Genomic DNA, 17,025 nt, shown 5'->3' on the forward strand with positions numbered 1-17,025 from the left:
CCTTTTTATTTATTCTTTTCATGCAGTTGAAATATCTCTTCCTTAGAAAATACTTTTTTGTCTATTTTTTTAAAATAGGAATTATGTTCATCTATCAGTTTACTATCTTTTAAGTTATAAAATCCATTATTAATGGTTAATGTATTATCCTTTAGCTCTCCAAAATATTTTTTATTTGAATTTACATTGTTATCAAAAAAGAAATAATGATTCATTGTAAATGTTTTATCACCTGTCTTTTCTATGGTAATAAAAAATCCATTGCTATCTTTTTCGGAAGCCCATGTTCCCACAAATTCATCAGCAACACTTGATCCACATCCAGAAATAATTGCTGCCACAACTAAAATAACAGCTGCTAGTAAAATAGATAACTTTTTCATATCCTCTCTCCTTTTTAATAGATAACTCATAATCTCATTATATTAAACACCCTAGATAAAATCAAGGTTTCTAATACGTTAGAGAGCTTATCTAGGGTGTTTTTAAATTCGTTCTTCTTTATGTAAATTTCTTAAAGAGTACATATTTCTGATCTACGTTCATAGACTGTTAGATGTCTTTAGAGTTATCCATCATAGTATCAAGCGCCTGAACTGCACTTCCTTGGTTAGCTAATGTCAAATGTGAATACGTATCTAGTGTCATATCTATACTTGCGTGTCCTAATCGTTCTTGGACTACTTTTGGATTAATGCCAGATAAAAGTAACAATGTGGCATGTGTATGCCTCAAGTCATGAAAACGAATATGTCTTACAATCTGTGCCTTTTTTATTAGTCGTTGGAATTTTCTAGAGCTATAATGTCGTTTGTTATAACCATCACCAAACAAACCACCTATAATCCATCCATAATCTTGGTAAAGATTACCTAGTATCTTTTTATATTCTTGCTGTAATCTTTTATGTTCCAATAATGCTTCTAGTAATGCACTTCCGATTTGTACTTTTCTGCCTTTTCCTGTTTTAGGGCTTGTAACCGCTTGCCCTTTCACATCAGATTTAGAACGTTGAACCGATAAAAATGATGTAGAAACACTTAAATCACTCCACTTCAAAGCCATAATCTCACCCAATCGCATTCCTGTAAATACAGCAATCATAACACCTATGTAAAGATCCTGTGCAGACATGGTTTCTCCGATATTCCCTTTTTCTTTCGCCACTTCTACATCGTTCAATGCAAGCTCTAATACTGCCTTTACCTCTGTCTCAGATAAAGGATAAATTTCCTTTTTTTCAACTTTGGGTGGTAGAGTTAGTTTGACTGGATTTTTATTGGTTAGCCCTAAACGTATAGCCATATCAAAGCATGAAGATAAATATCTACGTTGATTCCTCACAGTGAGTGTCGATAATCCTTGTCCCTGTTGTCCACCATTAAACAACTGTTGTTGAAAAAACTGCTGTAGTGCAATTGGTTCTATTTTGCTAAGCCTAATCCCTGAAAAAGCATTACAGACAGGCGTTAGACAGCTCGTATACTTTTCTAGTGTTGATGGTCTTACAGTGTTTCTCATATACAAGTTTAACCATGTATAAATCCATTCATCAAGAGGTGGATTTATATCCTCACCTTTATTAGTATCTTCATAAAAGTCCAACCATTCACGTGCTTTTTTCTTTGCCTGAGATGCTTTCGGTGCATAAAATGATTTCCTACATGTCTTACCATCTTTATTTTTGTAGGAAACTCTATATTGATACCGATCACTATCTTCTAAATACCGAAGTGATCCTTCGCCATTTCCTTTTGCCATATTATCATTCCTATTATTTACAAAAATAGTTATTTTTTATTTCTTTCCTGATGAGACTTAACAGATTCAACATAAGTAATCTGATCATTGGCATCAAACCAATATTTGCTTTCACCTTTGTAAACACTATGAATTAAGCCCACTTGCTCATTAAGATTTTCTAATTTTGCTGTCATTTTATAATTGTAATAAATCTGAAATGAAAGCATTCCCAAAAGGATACATAAAATAATTTTCTTCCCTAATGACCAAAACTCAAGCGCCTCTTCACCTTTATAAATCGTAGCTTGAACCTCTTTAATACTTTTATCTAGTCGTTCACACAGCCCTTGTCCATATCTCCTACCAAGTTCCTCAGCATTATTAAAAAGGCGTTTAACCTCATACATTATTTGTCCTTCAACTTTATCAGGTATGTCAGATACCGATTCTCCTAATGTACTAATATTTTTATCTACGCTTTGTCTCCACTTCTGTTCAGCACTAGCGTCTGCCTCTAGCCTTTTATTAATTTTATTAACGTCAGTATCAACTTCATGAATATGACTAGCAGCATTTTTTATTCTACCGTCAATATCCCATAATACTTTATATAAATTGAAAGCATCATCCATGTTATTGTTGATACTTTTAGGCATTTTCACTTCATCTACATTCTGTGCCATAGGCGCAGGAGTTTCAACTGGTTTATTCTCTTCACGTTTTTCTTCCATTTGATACTTCCTAGTATATTTTCTTTCATTGCTAGGTTTTTGGTCGATATTATTTATATTCATAATTTACCTCATCATTCCTTTTGTTTTATTGCGTTTAAATCTACTATGAGGAACCTCCCTATCAACATTTATTTGCTTATCTTCTCTTGGCATTCCTCTATATTCATCTAGTAGTGCATTGTTACGATCTCTATTTTTAAAAAAAATCTTTTCCATACTTTCTTTCGATTCTAAATCCGATAGCGTGAAAGTTTTTGCTAAATTACTACCACGAGCTTTCTTTTTAGAATCATTTATATATGAAAATGTCACATGTTTTCTAGTATCTTCCCAACTACATTGAATCCCCCTCTCATTACATCCCGTGATAAAATCGTCCCTCCCTGTAGATTCATGTAACGTCTCAAGAATATCTTTTGCTATTTCTAACTTCCACGATTCTCCTCGCTCTATCAGTTTATACTCTGCAATATTATGTGTAACTACACGTCCTTCTTCTTGAATATGCTCTCCAACTGGTAACACCTGATCAAGGCCTAATTCTTTGCATCTGTTTTGTACTTTTTCCATAATTTCATGCATTCCTTTCCGACCAGCAATCTGCATTTTCTTTCCATCTTCCAGATTTACTGAATTGATTACCATGTGCACATGCAAATGGTCAGTATCATCATGCATACCTAACCACACCTGATAATTAGGAAATGTATTTTTAGCAATATCAACTGCTTTTAAAAATAGCTCTTCTTCCGTATACCTTTGCTCCTCATTCTCTGAAAAAGATAGCACCATATGATGTGCTTCACGTCCATTATGTTTCTGAAATGTCTCTCTTACACATTTAAAATCTTGTATGGCATCTTTATAATATGGACTACATTCAATGCCCTCTGAAAAAACAATTCTTGGCTTAGTGCTTTTCTTTTCAAATTGTACATATTTTATAGATCCCGCTGCGCTATGGGAACCTTTGCCTGCGCTAATAACTGCCATAAGGTTTCTAACTCCTGTTTGTAGGAATCACTCAATATAGGATTAGAATAATTATGTTCAATCATCCAATGACGGATCGTATTATAATGCCTTTGTAAACCTAACAAAGGTTTCAAAAGTGCTTGCGTATCCATTTCATTGATTGTAATTTTACTCTCTAATACCGACTTAATTACATAGGCTGATATTGTCATTCCTGCTCTATAGGCTAGTTCATTGATGATGTACCATTCATCTTCTGTCAGCCTAATATTTAGTCGGTAATTTTTTCTTTGTTTACCCATAGTTAGTTTGCTTCAAGGGGTGCAGGGTTCTCCCGCCCGTCGGAGACGAACCATCCTACTTTACTTACAATGCGACAGCTTTGTACGTACAAGTAGTATGGTTCGTACCGTAGAAGCTACTCCTCCCATCGTTTCATAGTTTCGTATAACAACGATTCCAATTCTTGAATCGTTGTTATACGATAACGTTCCTCAAGATACGCACCGAGCTTGCTTCTACGGGCTTGGATTCGCTCCTTCTCCATAGAGAGGAGGGAATCCAATTCTTCTTTCCGCTTCTGTATCTTTTTCTGTAACTCTTCATCCGTCAATCTCTTCATGACTGCCTCCATATAACTCTTTTAATCCATCCAAACATTCCTCTAAAATAGAGCGATGTTTTATTAAATAATCATTGATATCTTTACATGATGTATCAATAGGTTGTCTTATACAGTCCCATAAGTTAATAGGCTTTCTCCACCCAATTGTTACACATGTATTAATTAAATCCTGCATCCATTTTCTACCAGCAGTATCCAGATCAACCGCTATGATAACATCTAAATCTGTAGTTGCTACGATTCCTTCATAAACATTTATTAAGTTCACAATTGAGCCCAATGAAATCACATTAGGATATCCAGCTTCTATGATAGATAAGGCATCTATTTCACCTTCTGTAAGAATAATAGGAAGCTTTCTATTCATGTTTTGTGATCTAAAATAATCTCGTAATCCTGAAGATTTCATATAGCGGTATGAACTATGCTGTAAATATCTTTGAACATATCCTTCTTTTCCAAATGGAATCACAAGGGCCCTCTTATTCTCATCATATGTTAATCTATACTCTAAAATAGTTTTTTCTGTTATACCTCGTTCCTTCCAAAACGGAATCCCAGTCATCTGATTGCACTTTGAAAGATATTCTTCCACTTCGTCTACAGTTAATTTTTGTTTACTTTTATTTGCTTCCTTTTCTCTCTCCTCTTCAGTAGTAATATTTTCACCCAATACTTCACATAGTCGATAGTATTGTTCTTTTAATCCCTTCACACCTTCTAATGCAGCTACTAAATCATAAACATCAAATGAAGCTCCACAAGAAAAACATTTAGCTTTTCTAACTCCAGTATTTGGATCATTGTTAAGCCAATACGATTTCAATGATGGGCGTTTTTCATCATGTAGTACACAAAAATATGTATTCTTTTCACGTAATGCTCTACCTTTAATTCTCATATAATCATCAAGATATTTTTTCATTTCTTTAATTTTGCTTGGATGCACTGTTCCATTATTATTTTTCATTCTATAGCTCCTTACCTAATACCTTGTACTTGTACCTGTACTCCTACCTATACCCTTTCCTCTACCGGTCATATAAACCGGTACCTATACCGGTGGGTCAAACTAAGAAAGTAATTAAAAAAGGGTACACCTATCCCATGGACTTTGGCATACCCTAAAAAAGGTATGCAAGAAATTTCTCCTTGCATACCTACATAGCTAGCATATATAATGAATTATGCAAGGAGTTATTATTGTCGGGCAGACAATTATTTCTTGTTAAGCCTATTTCAGCGCCAACTGAAATGGGCTCTTTTTTTATTATAAGGCATACATGGCCTCCATTTTATGAGCATCAATTAAGATCCTACGACCTACTTTAATCGTTGGTAATTGTCCCTCACGTGCTAACCGATATAAGGCAGCTTCTGTAATACGTCCACAGAAAAACTTTTCAGCAGCTTCAGCTACTGTGATATACAAGTTTTCCGTAGAATAATCTGTTTTCTTCATAAAACCATCCTTTCTGTAAAATACATTTAAGTGATATAATATAATAGAATATTTTATTATTAAGACAATATATCTAACAAAGACATTGATCATCAATATGTCGATATTATTCCTTTATAGTATGAAAGTTAAATTAAATTGTCTAAGACAATTATATACGATATTAAAAATTATTTCAAGAGGAATACAATGAGAGATACAAAATTTTCTATAAACCTGAAAAAATTACGGAAAGACTACAATCTAACTCAAGTAGAGTTAGGTAAAATACTTAACTTAACAAAATCACAAATCTCATTCTATGAAAAAGGTGCCTCCTATCCTAGAATTGATTTAGTGACGAGACTTGCCCAATATTTTAATGTTCCATTAACACAGTTAATCGAATCTTCAGTTCGTGATTACTTTTATTTTAGAGAGGTTGTCACTGGTGAAGAAGTACATATAGAAAACATTCCAACTACTAGTGGTACAGAAAACTTTTTAGGTATTGCTGGACTTATTAAAAACCCTATTTTTCTAAAAAATAAGAAAATAGCAGTAAATAGTAATGAACATCGTGAGTATTCCAACTTTATGTTACTTATTCCTGAAAAAAATAGCGAATTAACAACATTCTTTTACAAACATTTAAATGATTTGCCCATTCAATCTTTAGAAGATATATATAACTATAACACTTGGTGTTTTCCTAAAAATACTGACCAATATTACGATGGTTATCCTTTGTTATATCAATTATTGAAATCTAGCCATAAAGGCGCATGGCTTAACGCCCCTATCGCTAAACCAGCTACTGATCATAATATTCTAGCTTTGGTACTACCAGAGTGTGATGAAATCATTCGTTTATATATCTTGCCTGAAAAAAAAGGCTGTAAGCTGCATGCAGTTCGTAATCCAGATTTACAAAAAGAAATCGAAGAATGGCTTCAAAAAGATCCCAAGGAGCGAAAAAAAATAGGTTGTAGTTATTGTTTAAGTACTAACGATGAAGAAACTGCGTTTGAGGATATGATTGACGATAATTGTACAAACACTGATGAGTACGATTCTAAGTATAATCTAAAACGCTTCCTAAAAAATCGCGGCATTGAAATGGATGAGGATTAATTTTTTACTCAACATTGTTTTTAATATCCTGAAATGAGGTATGTATCATGAACACTCTAAAATCCCCTGTAAAACGTTTTTCAGTAGCCTGTATGGCATTATGTATCACACTACTCTCTTATGCGCAAATTGATGCCTTTGATGCAGTTAAAGAGGCAAAAGCTATTAGCTCTAATCCTGAAAATATCTATACCATGTATGTTGGTATGCCAAAAAGCGAATTAGAACAAAACTTTTCCAATATTAAAGGTTGGGAAATTATGAATGAACCTGAAATTTTTAATATTCAAAGAGAATATTCAGGCTGGGATACTATAAAGGCCGGTTCAACTTTGACTCAAATGGCATTTGTTACATATGATAAAACTCATCATGTTAATGAAGTAACTAGTAGATTTAATGTAGATAGTCTCCGCTACGCAACGGAAATCTACGATACCATGTATAAAACATTAGAAACTAAATATGGAATGCCAGAAAGTTCCCTCTATCAAGCTGCAAACACAAAATCTGCCTCATGGGTATATGGAAATCATGAATACTATTTAAGTTTAGGTACCGTTTTTCATTACAATCATAAAGTCAACTACTATTCAGTGGATTTAATAGTTCATCCTTATAGATCGTTTAAGAATTAATATTTTTTCTTGTAAAATGAGCCCAATTTTAATTCAAAACTACATCAAAAATTATATATCGAAGGATAAGAACCTACTGTAGATTCACTCCATTCAATGGTGCACGCCTAGTAATTATGCGATTTTTATATCTTAATTAACTCTATTAAGACAATAAAAAACGTTTCTAAAACTCCGGAACCGGGTGCGCAGGTTCGATTCCTGCTAGGCGCACCATTGATATCACTGGATTCTCATCGTTTTTGAGAATCCATTTTTTGCATTTGAGCCCAATTTGAATTTCCATAAAAACCGAACCCCCCAATGTTATATCTAATTCAGATACCATTGAAGGCTTATTACATTATATTTTTTTCTTAAAGTTGCTCTTTGATCAACTCTAATAAAGCATCACAGCTACGGCTTATATCATCATAGGTTTCGTCAAAATTTCCTGTATACCAAGGGTCTTTTACGTCTCGACTTTCTCCAACAAAGGCCATAGCCTTATACACCTTATGGTCAACATCATCATCGATAATGAGACGCAAGTTTCGTGCATTATTTTCATCCATGATAATGAGGTAATCAAAGTTACGATAATCATCCATCGTCACTTGGCGGGCCTTGCGACGAGTATAAGGAATATCCATTTCATCTAATTTTTGTTTAGTTCCATAATGGGTATCGTTTCCTATCTCCTCACGAGATGTAGCTGCGGACTCAATATATATAGAATCGGTTAACCCCGCCTTGTTAACGATATGCTTCATATAAAACTCTGCCATCGTAGAGCGACAAATATTACCGTGACAGATGAATAAGACTTTTATCATACTGACCTCCTTACATACTAATAGTCCTTACAGCATACGCTATAAGGACTATTAGTGCAAGATTTAATTAGAAGTTATGTCGTACTCCCGCATCAATACGCCATGTATTGTCTATAGTAGCACCAAAGTTTTTAGTGAATGTACCATATACATATGTACTTGGGCGAATGCTCCAGGAGCCCCCGATTTCGGCATCAAGCCATGTATCTTTCAAATCAAGTTCTGTATGTACCGTTGGATTACCTGGTGCGGAATATGTCGTATTGACCTTACTAGAAAATTCATGAGCCAATGCGAGTTTTGCAAAGATGTTGGATGTTTCTGTTTCTCTGCCAATACCAAATCCCAATCGACCTACTGCAGAGTTAACAGCATCAGCTTTCACATGCATAGATCCACCATTAACAATATTAGCATCATAGGATACGCCGTTCAAACGACCTACAATCAATTCTACACTAGGATCCATGTAGAAACCATGTTGTTTCTTAATACGTTTACCGTATTCAACACTGAAAGAGGTACCAAATGTATGATAATCACCACTCAATTGTTGTTTCTCTACGAGATAAAGTTTGTAATTATTGGACAAGCGGTTTACACGAGCAATGACATCTAAGTAACTTCCATCATCATGTTGCTTGGTACCATATAATCCAATACCACCGATTTTACTGTCTCCATTACCAATACCATAAGAGTTGCTAGACGTACTGTAATGTAGAGCGCCACCTAGAGTCCAACCATTGGATACCTTATGATCATACCCAATTTGTACACCATTATATCTCATATGAGCATCGGTACCCTCTGTCATTTTAGATTCGCCTCCAATGTATTTGGCCCATACACCATCATGCATAGTAGCCAAACGAAGATCCCCTAAACGACGTTGTAAATCGTTCGTAGTATCACTCCAAGCCATCGCTGTAGAGACAAGAGCAGATTTCGTACTATTTACTACCGAAGATTCACTAGCATGTGTTACAGTCGCCGTATCAGCAACAACAAGATTACCTTGTGCATCAAATGCATTTGTACCAAGTTCAATCATAGCAGCCGGTCTTGTAATACCTTCATTAACTTGAACGGCAGCAGCTAGTTTCTTATCATTCCCAGTATATTGTAATTTAGTGGCTAACGATTTCATTTCTGCACGATAACTTGCATCATCAGTCAAATTCTTAGCACTATCACCTTGTACAGTGATGTGGCTATGATCAGCAGCATGTTGGATAATGATTTGTCCATTGCCAGCTTCGCTCGCTGGCACACCTGTTTTATAATTAGCATTTACAAAACCGCTATAGTTTTGAATCGTAATAGGACGAGCATCGATAGGATGAATCATACCTACTGCAGTTGGATTTGCACCACCTACAAGATTACGAACTTTACTGCCTTTATATAAGTATGCTGCATCATCTCCTGATGGACGTGGTTTTCTTGGTGTAGGTCGTTCCTTACCAATCCATTCATTATTCCAAGTAGCACCATTTTGTAAATATATATCGGCACCAGAATTATGCGGATTTTTATTACTTTCAGCATATTCATTTAACACAGCACCAGTAAGACTAGAATTAGAGGTTGTAAAAGCTAGTCCGATATTTGCTGGCGCTTCATTAAGATTTGGATTCTCACCATAATCTTTATTAATTAACCCTACATTACCAACAGCTACTAAATCCTTCATACCTGGGTGTTTACCATCGGTACCTGCATTCACATATACATCGCCCTCCTCTGCCACAACAGAATAGGTATCTGATGTTTTAAGAGGATAGGTTATAATACGACCACCTCCATCAACGATAATATGACCTCGGTGATTCGCTTGCAATCCTACCCCCACAGCGTCAATATCTACATTGCCTTTCACATGAATATTGCTATCACCATAGTCTCTGTCAGGATTATCGTTATGATGTGGCACCTTACCACCAAGACCAGCATAGACAGCACTCATATAATAATGCCCCAAATCTTTTTTATCTGCTGGTGCATCATTTTTTAATCGTACAATAAGATCTTTATCTATAGTCAATTGAGATCCAAATACAGTATAAATCCCTGTTACATTTTTAGATTTACCTGTGTCCATCAAGCTTTTACCATGTACATTTACGGTTAACGTGTCTTCTATATGCTTAACCTCAGGTTCCGTTTGCTTTTGATTGCCCAACGATAAACCAATTAAGTTTTCTGCTTTATCACTATACTTAGTAATATCTGTAGCCATTACGGAATAAGACATTCCTGTTACTACTAATGCAGCCATCACTGCTGATACATGACGTGTAAATTTCATAAGAACCCCCACAACCAATAATATATATCAATAAATATACTGTCATTATACATCGTTATTTGCACTTCGTACATACTTATATGCCTATAAGCAAGGTATTATGCGTACTTCATATAGTAAAGCATTATTATGCCAATTAGTTATAATTGATAAAATTATCATAAAGACTAAAAATCTAAAACACTATGTAGAGATACAACCCCCAATAATCATATCACTGGATTCTCAGCCTTTTTGAGAATCTATTTTTACATTTGCTTCTAATTTTGAGCCCAATTTGAGTTTTTTCTTGCCAAACTTAAATAAAAGGAGTATACTAAACGCAATTATTGAAAGAAAGGAGTCACTACAATGATGAACCAAATCAATCTAGCTACAACAAATGCAAATACATTTTATTGGTTCTTTATCCACACTGCGGGTAAAGGACTATTTGAGCTACACTAATTTAGGTATCATCACTGAGTGGCTTTAAATAGTGATAAGGGCTACCCGTACTAGGTATAGGCGGGTAGCCCTTTTTGTATATCTTCCTATACCACCACTCACGAATACCTACACATATACGATTTAATATAGGAGGACATTATGATTATTCGATTACACACTACAGCAACTGAAGCACAAATTGCAGAATTACGTCAACAATTAGAGGCTACTGGTGTTACATTACACCCAGTACACGGAGAACAACAAGATATCATCGGTTTAATCGGTGATACATCCCGTGTCGACTTACGTGCCATTGAATCCCTTCCTTACGTGGAAAAAGTAATGCGTATCCAAGAGCCTTTCAAAAAAGCAAATCGTAAATTCCACCCACAAGACACAGTGGTCACTGTAGGTGATGCTAAAATTGGTGGCGGTCACTTCGCTATCATCGCAGGCCCTTGCTCTGTAGAAACACCAGAACAAGTCATCGAAGTAGCAAAAGCTGTGAAGGCAGCCGGTGCTGGCATTCTTCGTGGTGGTGCTTTCAAACCTCGTACATCTCCTTACTCTTTCCAAGGTATGGGCCCAAGTGGTTTAGCGTTACTAGAAGAGGCAAAAAAAGAAACTGGTCTACCTATTGTGTCAGAAGTTATGGATATCTCTCAATTAGAATACTTCGACAATGTAGATATGTTACAAATCGGCGCTCGTAATATGCAAAACTTCAATCTTTTAAAAGAAGTAGGTAAATTACGTAAACCAATCTTATTAAAACGTGGTTTATGCGCAACCTACGAAGAATGGTTAATGGCTGCGGAATACATCATGAGCGAAGGGAATGAACAAATCGTCCTTTGCGAGCGCGGTATCCGCACATTTGAAACACGTACACGTAATACATTAGATGTAACCGCTATTCCAATGATGCACGAATTATCTCATTTACCAATCATTATGGACCCTAGCCATGCAGCTGGCATGAGCCGTGTAGTTCCATCTTTATCCTTAGCCTCTGTTGGTGGCGGTGCTGATGGTTTAATGATCGAAGTGCACAACAATCCTGAAAAAGCATTATGTGATGGTCCACAATCCTTACGTCCAGATCAATTTGTCACTTTGGCTAGCCAAGTGTTCACTCTTCGTGATGCATTAGGTCATAAATAGGTTACACCTATGGATACGATTCATATTCAAGCCTCCACAGCTTACAATGTCATTATCGAACGGAATTGTTTGGCTCGCATCGGCGAGCTTTTGCAACCTATCAAATCCGCTTGTTCCGTCATGATTGTCACTGACGACAATGTGGGCCCTCTCTATGCATCTACAGTTTCTAAATCTCTAGAAACAGCTGGCTACACCGTTCATACCTACACATTCCCTCATGGTGAAAGTGAAAAAAACGGGCATCGTCTCATGGACCTTATGGAAACATTAGGACAAGCAAAGCTAACTCGTAAAGACCTAATCATCGCCTTAGGTGGTGGCGTCGTCGGCGACCTTGCGGGGTTCGCTGCTGCCACCTACTTACGGGGTATCGATTATGTGCAAATACCTACGTCACTGTTGGCTGCTGTCGATTCCTCCGTAGGCGGTAAAACAGCTGTTAACCTAGAGTGTGGTAAAAATTTATGGGGTGCTTTTAAACAACCTATCCTCGTTCTCTGTGATCCAGAAACACTTTCTACCTTACCTAAAGAGGAATGGATTAATGGATGTGGGGAAATCATCAAATATGGTTTCTTAGACCATCCAGAGTTACTAGATCAACTTCGAGAACGACCGATCTTACAACATCCAGAAGATGTAGATACTATCATCACTCAATGTGTACGTATCAAAGCCCATGTGGTGGAAGTAGATGAAAAGGAAAGCGGCCTTCGTACGACATTGAACTTAGGTCATACCTTTGGACATGGTATCGAGCACGGTAGTGCTTTCGCTATCCCGCACGGCAATTCCGTTGCTTTGGGACTCCTCATCATGGCAAAAGGTGCAGTAGCCAACGAAGAGCTAGATCCTACCATTGTTTCTAGTATTGAACAGTTGCTAATAGCCCATGAATTACCCACCACAACGACGATATCAAAAGATGTAATCTTAGAAGAAGCTAGTCACGATAAAAAAGCCTCTGGCTCTTCCATTACCATCGTAGTTCCTACAGGGTATGGCACGTCGGTGCTAAAAAAAGTTACCTTCTCTGAATTGGCTACCTACTGTAGAATATAACTACCATTTCTATTCTGTATATCTATTACGTATAACAATATTATTTACATGTAAACTAAACAGATTCTATATTTACCTTTTATCAGTATCCTTATACGACTTCCCAGTGGTTATGGTAATGATACCAGAAAGGATTTCTATGCAACATGTTTCCAATGTGCTCTTACGTGGCACAATCCCAGCCATACCGGCTAAGGCCCATGCTCATCGGGCACTTATCTCAGCGGCCCTTGCCACGAGTCCTAGCTCGATTTTAATTTCCCACTCTTCCAAGGACATTGATGCTACCATGGATTCCTTGCGAGCCCTTGGTGCAACGATTACCCATGAAAATGGTGTGGCTCATATTACTCCTGGCCCTTCCCCTTCTATAGGACAGGTATTACCCCACGAATCAGGTACAACCTTACGCTTACTCTTACCTGTGTCCGCCTCGATTTGTGACACTGTGAAAGTAGATGCCAAAGGACGTCTACCAGAACGACCACTAGAACCATTGTTGAGCGAAATGAAAGACCACGGCGTATCGTTTTCACAAGACGCACCGCCTTTCACTATGACAGGTCGTCTGCAAGGTGGTACCTTCACCATGACGGGGACCATAAGTTCTCAATTTTTCTCAGGTCTTCTTCTGGCAGCTCCACAACTGGGGCATACCACCGTTAATTGCACAAGTCCCTTACAATCGAAAGACTATGTGACATTAACCATAGAAACGATGAAAGACTTTGGTGTGCAAGTAATAGAAGGCACTACCGAAGAAGGATATCCAAGTTTTATTATCGAAGAGAACCAACACTTCCACGGTAATGAGAAATATCTGATTGAGGGAGATTGGTCTAATGGTGCCATTTGGCTAGTAGCAGCCGCTATGACAGGACAATCTATTTCTGTCACAGGTTTACGTCCTGATTCTGTACAAGCAGATAAACGGATTCTTTCCATTTTAGAAAGCGCTGGTGTCACTTGTACGTGGAATGGATCTACTATCACGATCACTGGCAAAGCACATAAGCCAATCCATGTAAATTTAGAACAAATGCCAGATTTGTTACCTATTTTATCTAGCTTAGCTTGCTCCATAGAAGGAGAATCTACTTTCATCAATGGAGCTCGCCTTCGATTGAAAGAGTCAGATCGTTTAGCAGCGGTGGCACAACTTGTTCGTGATTCTGGTGGTATCGTGCGCATGGAAAGGGATAACCTGTATATTACAGGAACAGGTACGCTTGATGGTGGCACTGTAGACTGTGTGAATGACCATCGCCTCGTCATGGCTGGTGCCTTAAACGCACTCATCGCTACCTCCCCTATAATCTTGCAAGACAGTGAAGCCATCAGTAAGTCGTATCCTCACTTTTTTGAAGACTGGAAACGATTAGGTGGGCAGACACATACTATATAAATGTATTTAACAAGTAAGGAGTAATTATGGCATCCTATTTCGGTCGCACTGTGAAAGTCTCCACCTTTGGAGCTTCTCACGGTCAAGCTATTGGCGGAGTTGTAGACGGACTTCCTTGTGGGTTTCCAGTTAATCTAGAAACCTTGCAAGCCTTCCTAAAACGACGAGCTCCAGGGCATCATCAATTACAAACACAAAGAAAAGAAGCAGATATCCCTGAGTTTCAATCAGGCCTCGTACAAGGAAGACTGAGCGGTTCTCCTTTGGCTTTCACTATTCAAAATACATCACAACGAAGTGGGGATTATGATAACCTACGAGATGTACCACGCCCATCTCATGCAGATTACACCGCTCGCATGCGCTATGGTGAGTATGTGGATATGCGTGGGGGCGGTCATTTCTCTGCTCGCCTAACAGCCCCTGTTTGCGTAGCTGGTGGCATTGCTATACAACTATTAGAATCTATCGGCATTCATGTGCGTGCACACTTAGCACAAGTTGGCACTGTCCCAGATACATCTATCGATTATACTAACCCACCTATGGACAAGCTCGCTAGTATCAGCACTGAAGCGATTCCTATGTTAGACCCTGTGCAACGTCATACAGCAGAGCAACTTGTATTGGAGTTAAAAACATCTGGCGATTCCACTGGTGGTATCGTAGAAGTCTTCGCCACTGGTTTACCTATTGGCATGGGAAATCCCAATTATGATGGTATTGAAAATCGCTTAGGCGCTACTCTATTCGGCATGCCTGCAGTGAAAGGTATTTCCTTTGGGTCTGGTTTCCCTGGCTGTGCGTCCCGTGGAAGTGAGCAAAACGATCCTTTCATCATCACTGAGGAAAGTGTTCGCACAGAAAAGAATAACAGCGGTGGCATCCAAGGTGGTATTACCAACGGTATGCCCCTTGTCATGCAAGTAGGGATTAAGCCCACACCGTCCATTTATCATGAGCAAAACTCAGTATCCCTCAGTAACCATAGTGCTGAAGTATTACAAATTCAAGGTCGCCATGACCCTTGCGTAGCGCTACGTGCCGTTCCTGTAGTAGAAGCTCTAACGGCTCTTGTCCTCTTAGATTTTGTACTAGAACATGATCCACATGTATTCCGTCATTTCAGTCATCCTGCGTTGGAGGTGTAAATGTTTGGATTATTAGGCCGCACCTTGGGCCACACCTACTCCCCCATGATTCATCAAGCCTTAGGAAATACATCCTATGACATATTTGAAATGGAACCAGACCAACTACAAGATTTTTTTAATCGTTCTGAATTACAAGGCTTAAATATTACCATTCCCTATAAAATCAATGCCTTACAGGCTTGTCATCACATCAGTGATATTGCAAAAGCAATTGGTTGTGTCAACACTATGGTTCGCCAAGCAGATGGTTCTTGGTATGGGACCAATACGGACTATGATGGCTTCCTAGCCACCTTGGATTGGTCTAGCATAGAAGTGACAAATAAGCATTGTTTAATTTTAGGTGATGGAGCCTCGTCCAATACAGTGCATGTGGCATTAGAAAGATTAGGCGCCGCCTCTATTACCCATATCAACCGCCATCGCTTTCCTACATATGGGCACATTGCACAATTTTATGAACGAGCACAGATAATTATCAACTGTACTCCAGTTGGTATGTATCCTTATTGTCCTGACCAAAGCATTCAATTAGCCCCTTTTACTCACTTAGAAGGTGTTATCGATTTGGTCTACAACCCACATCGCACTGCCATTCTAATAGAAGCGGAATCCTTAAATATACTCCATGTGAATGGCCTTGTATTTCTATTAGCCCAAGCTATAGCAGCCAGCGCTTTGTTTTTACATCGCACCTATGATGAAAGTATCCTTTCAGACTTATATAAACAATTCCGACGAAACCAAGAAAATATTGTTCTCATCGGTATGCCCGGATCCGGTAAAAGTACCATTGGTGAAGCTTTAGCAACACTAACTGGACGGACACTTGTGGACATAGACCATCGCATTACTGAGGAGGTCGGTGCTATTAGCGATTATATCTTAACCCACGGTGAACCTGCATTCCGCGCCATAGAATCTAGGATTATCACCGATGTGGGTAAACAGACAGATTTGATCATCTCTACCGGTGGCGGTGCTATCACCATACCGGAAAACTATGCCCCCCTTCGTCAAAATGGACGAATCTATGAAATCTATCGTCCCTTAGAAGAACTTGATACAACAGGACGTGTTCTCTCCTCTGGTGGCATAGAACGATTGCAAGAATTGTACACAGTACGGGCTCCCCTATATGCACGATTCCGTCAAGCACAAGTTCTAAACACTGGTACTCCTGAAAGCGTGGCTCAACACATCCTAACGGACTTATATAGCAATCTAGTATAACTTGCTATTAAGATATATACTATATCAGTCTTTCTTTTCTTATATCTACTCATCACTATTGGGATTCAAAGTTGAATGTATCAGGTAATTTTCTTATAGATGAATATATGCTACTACAATATATATACAAGCTATTGTCTACATCCTCTAGAAAAA

At 37.9% G+C, this 17,025-nt stretch carries 17 protein-coding genes; 7 read left to right on the forward strand and 10 right to left on the reverse strand.

Annotated elements, in window-relative coordinates:
* Positions 1-5: 5 nt before the first annotated feature.
* From EO119_RS04745 to EO119_RS04780, 8 genes are all read right to left on the reverse strand, one after another.
* Positions 6-383 (reverse strand): hypothetical protein, encoded by a 378-nt coding sequence (locus EO119_RS04745; RefSeq protein WP_126940848.1) that lies wholly within the window; start codon positions 381-383, stop codon positions 6-8.
* Positions 384-552: 169 nt separating this feature from the next.
* Entirely contained in the window at positions 553-1,761 is a 1,209-nt protein-coding gene (gene xerC, locus EO119_RS04750; protein WP_126940849.1) for a tyrosine recombinase XerC, read from the reverse strand.
* Positions 1,762-1,790: 29 nt separating this feature from the next.
* Entirely contained in the window at positions 1,791-2,537 is a 747-nt protein-coding gene (locus tag EO119_RS04755) for a hypothetical protein (RefSeq protein WP_126940850.1), read from the reverse strand.
* 3 nt (positions 2,538-2,540) lie between these two features.
* Entirely contained in the window at positions 2,541-3,470 is a 930-nt protein-coding gene (locus EO119_RS04760; RefSeq protein ID WP_126940851.1) for a relaxase/mobilization nuclease domain-containing protein, read from the reverse strand.
* Positions 3,419-3,754, reverse strand: coding sequence for a hypothetical protein (locus EO119_RS04765; RefSeq protein ID WP_126940852.1), 336 nt, complete (start codon positions 3,752-3,754; stop codon positions 3,419-3,421). Before EO119_RS04765 ends, EO119_RS04760 begins: the two co-directional genes overlap by 52 nt.
* Before the next feature lie 116 nt (positions 3,755-3,870).
* Positions 3,871-4,074: a hypothetical protein gene (locus EO119_RS04770; protein ID WP_126940853.1), complete on the reverse strand. Its 204-nt coding sequence runs from the start codon at positions 4,072-4,074 to the stop codon at positions 3,871-3,873.
* Positions 4,055-5,047 (reverse strand): toprim domain-containing protein, encoded by a 993-nt coding sequence (locus EO119_RS04775; RefSeq protein ID WP_126940854.1) that lies wholly within the window; start codon positions 5,045-5,047, stop codon positions 4,055-4,057. The genes EO119_RS04770 and EO119_RS04775 overlap by 20 nt, the downstream gene beginning before the upstream one ends.
* Before the next feature lie 300 nt (positions 5,048-5,347).
* Entirely contained in the window at positions 5,348-5,539 is a 192-nt protein-coding gene (locus EO119_RS04780; protein WP_126940855.1) for a helix-turn-helix domain-containing protein, read from the reverse strand.
* A 189-nt stretch (positions 5,540-5,728) separates the two neighbouring features.
* Between EO119_RS04780 and EO119_RS04785 the strand changes: the two genes are divergently transcribed.
* Together EO119_RS04785 and EO119_RS04790 are read left to right on the forward strand one after the other, a co-directional pair.
* On the forward strand, positions 5,729-6,652 hold the full coding sequence (locus tag EO119_RS04785; RefSeq protein ID WP_126940856.1) for a helix-turn-helix domain-containing protein: 924 nt from the start codon (positions 5,729-5,731) through the stop codon (positions 6,650-6,652).
* A 47-nt stretch (positions 6,653-6,699) separates the two neighbouring features.
* Positions 6,700-7,290 (forward strand): hypothetical protein, encoded by a 591-nt coding sequence (locus EO119_RS04790; RefSeq protein ID WP_126940857.1) that lies wholly within the window; start codon positions 6,700-6,702, stop codon positions 7,288-7,290.
* A 356-nt stretch (positions 7,291-7,646) separates the two neighbouring features.
* Here EO119_RS04790 and EO119_RS04795 read toward each other — a convergent pair whose 3' ends face one another.
* Both EO119_RS04795 and EO119_RS04800 read right to left on the reverse strand, forming a co-directional pair.
* The gene (locus EO119_RS04795) at positions 7,647-8,105 is read right to left on the reverse strand and encodes a low molecular weight protein-tyrosine-phosphatase (RefSeq protein ID WP_126940858.1); all 459 of its coding nucleotides are present in this window, start codon (positions 8,103-8,105) and stop codon (positions 7,647-7,649) included.
* 67 nt (positions 8,106-8,172) lie between these two features.
* A complete protein-coding gene (locus EO119_RS04800) occupies positions 8,173-10,416 on the reverse strand; it encodes an autotransporter outer membrane beta-barrel domain-containing protein (RefSeq protein ID WP_126940859.1) in 2,244 nt (747 codons plus the stop codon).
* A 588-nt stretch (positions 10,417-11,004) separates the two neighbouring features.
* Between EO119_RS04800 and aroF the strand changes: the two genes are divergently transcribed.
* From aroF to EO119_RS04825, 5 genes are all read left to right on the forward strand, one after another.
* Positions 11,005-12,012, forward strand: a complete 1,008-nt coding sequence (aroF, locus tag EO119_RS04805; RefSeq protein WP_126940860.1) for a 3-deoxy-7-phosphoheptulonate synthase — start codon at positions 11,005-11,007, stop codon at positions 12,010-12,012.
* Positions 12,013-12,021: 9 nt separating this feature from the next.
* Positions 12,022-13,077: a 3-dehydroquinate synthase gene (gene aroB, locus EO119_RS04810; RefSeq protein WP_126940861.1), complete on the forward strand. Its 1,056-nt coding sequence runs from the start codon at positions 12,022-12,024 to the stop codon at positions 13,075-13,077.
* Positions 13,078-13,216: 139 nt separating this feature from the next.
* On the forward strand, positions 13,217-14,482 hold the full coding sequence (aroA, locus tag EO119_RS04815) for a 3-phosphoshikimate 1-carboxyvinyltransferase (protein WP_126940862.1): 1,266 nt from the start codon (positions 13,217-13,219) through the stop codon (positions 14,480-14,482).
* 26 nt (positions 14,483-14,508) lie between these two features.
* Positions 14,509-15,633 (forward strand): chorismate synthase, encoded by a 1,125-nt coding sequence (gene aroC / locus EO119_RS04820; RefSeq protein ID WP_126940863.1) that lies wholly within the window; start codon positions 14,509-14,511, stop codon positions 15,631-15,633.
* Positions 15,634-16,869: a shikimate kinase gene (locus tag EO119_RS04825; protein WP_126940864.1), complete on the forward strand. Its 1,236-nt coding sequence runs from the start codon at positions 15,634-15,636 to the stop codon at positions 16,867-16,869.
* Positions 16,870-17,025: the final 156 nt, after the last annotated feature.

The organism is Veillonella sp. CNR 79/14, assembly GCF_003992185.1.
Taxonomy (GTDB): Bacteria; Bacillota; Negativicutes; order Veillonellales; family Veillonellaceae; genus F0422.

Excerpts from the sequence above, each read along its gene's own strand:
- aroF (WP_126940860.1), top strand. The coding sequence starts at position 11,005 with ATGATTATTCGATTACACACTACAGCAACTGAAGCACAAATTGCAGAA.
- EO119_RS04760 (WP_126940851.1), bottom strand. The coding sequence starts at position 3,470 with ATGGCAGTTATTAGCGCAGGCAAAGGTTCCCATAGCGCAGCGGGATCT.
- EO119_RS04780 (WP_126940855.1), bottom strand. The coding sequence starts at position 5,539 with ATGAAGAAAACAGATTATTCTACGGAAAACTTGTATATCACAGTAGCT.
- EO119_RS04825 (WP_126940864.1), top strand. The coding sequence starts at position 15,634 with ATGTTTGGATTATTAGGCCGCACCTTGGGCCACACCTACTCCCCCATG.
- EO119_RS04765 (WP_126940852.1), bottom strand. The coding sequence starts at position 3,754 with ATGGGTAAACAAAGAAAAAATTACCGACTAAATATTAGGCTGACAGAA.
- aroC (WP_126940863.1), top strand. The coding sequence starts at position 14,509 with ATGGCATCCTATTTCGGTCGCACTGTGAAAGTCTCCACCTTTGGAGCT.
- aroB (WP_126940861.1), top strand. The coding sequence starts at position 12,022 with ATGGATACGATTCATATTCAAGCCTCCACAGCTTACAATGTCATTATC.
- EO119_RS04800 (WP_126940859.1), bottom strand. The coding sequence starts at position 10,416 with ATGAAATTTACACGTCATGTATCAGCAGTGATGGCTGCATTAGTAGTA.
- EO119_RS04785 (WP_126940856.1), top strand. The coding sequence starts at position 5,729 with ATGAGAGATACAAAATTTTCTATAAACCTGAAAAAATTACGGAAAGAC.
- EO119_RS04775 (WP_126940854.1), bottom strand. The coding sequence starts at position 5,047 with ATGAAAAATAATAATGGAACAGTGCATCCAAGCAAAATTAAAGAAATG.
- EO119_RS04790 (WP_126940857.1), top strand. The coding sequence starts at position 6,700 with ATGAACACTCTAAAATCCCCTGTAAAACGTTTTTCAGTAGCCTGTATG.
- aroA (WP_126940862.1), top strand. The coding sequence starts at position 13,217 with ATGCAACATGTTTCCAATGTGCTCTTACGTGGCACAATCCCAGCCATA.
- EO119_RS04755 (WP_126940850.1), bottom strand. The coding sequence starts at position 2,537 with ATGAATATAAATAATATCGACCAAAAACCTAGCAATGAAAGAAAATAT.
- xerC (WP_126940849.1), bottom strand. The coding sequence starts at position 1,761 with ATGGCAAAAGGAAATGGCGAAGGATCACTTCGGTATTTAGAAGATAGT.
- EO119_RS04795 (WP_126940858.1), bottom strand. The coding sequence starts at position 8,105 with ATGATAAAAGTCTTATTCATCTGTCACGGTAATATTTGTCGCTCTACG.
- EO119_RS04745 (WP_126940848.1), bottom strand. The coding sequence starts at position 383 with ATGAAAAAGTTATCTATTTTACTAGCAGCTGTTATTTTAGTTGTGGCA.
- EO119_RS04770 (WP_126940853.1), bottom strand. The coding sequence starts at position 4,074 with ATGAAGAGATTGACGGATGAAGAGTTACAGAAAAAGATACAGAAGCGG.